Genomic DNA, 475 nt, shown 5'->3' with positions numbered 1-475 from the left:
CTCGATTTCTTTAACTTTATTAATTTCATATTCCATTTCTGGTATAACCCCAAATTTTTTATACATATAGTAATTTTCTTTTGCTAATGGTCCAAATTCTAAATTCACCCAATCAATATAATCAAAAGATACATTCAATTTACCGTCTCTTGTAAAGTCAAATTCGCATGATGTCCATGGTTCAAGCCCTTCTTTTTTAAAAGTTTCTCTTAACTCATCAAACATTCGATAAACTTTAAACCATGAATTCTTAAAAATATCTTTAGAGACATTACAATCTTTAGGTATATCTGAATAATAATTCAATTCATCACTACCTGGTTTAGTATAATTAAAGATTACTTCTCCAGCTTGATCAGTTACATAAGCTATTGTAAATACTTGCTCCCATTCTACCGGTATCATACTGCTAATCTCATTCGCAATTTCATTGTACATTTCACTTAATTTTTCTTCGAAAGTCATATTATCGCCC

The 475-nt window shown here is 29.3% G+C and carries 1 protein-coding gene; it reads right to left on the bottom strand.

Going from position 1 to position 475, the window contains the following annotated elements; translation table 11 throughout:
- On the bottom strand, positions 1–465 hold a 465-nt coding region (locus HMPREF2658_RS07270), incomplete at its 3' end, for an antitoxin YezG family protein (protein ID WP_070854302.1).
- Between the last annotated feature and the right edge of the window lie 10 nt (positions 466–475).

The organism is Staphylococcus sp. HMSC062H10, from assembly GCF_001836945.1.
Classification (GTDB): domain Bacteria; phylum Bacillota; class Bacilli; order Staphylococcales; family Staphylococcaceae; genus Staphylococcus; species Staphylococcus aureus.
The sequence above is the reverse complement of the archived record's forward strand: the minus strand, read 5'-3'. Positions and strand labels throughout refer to the sequence as shown.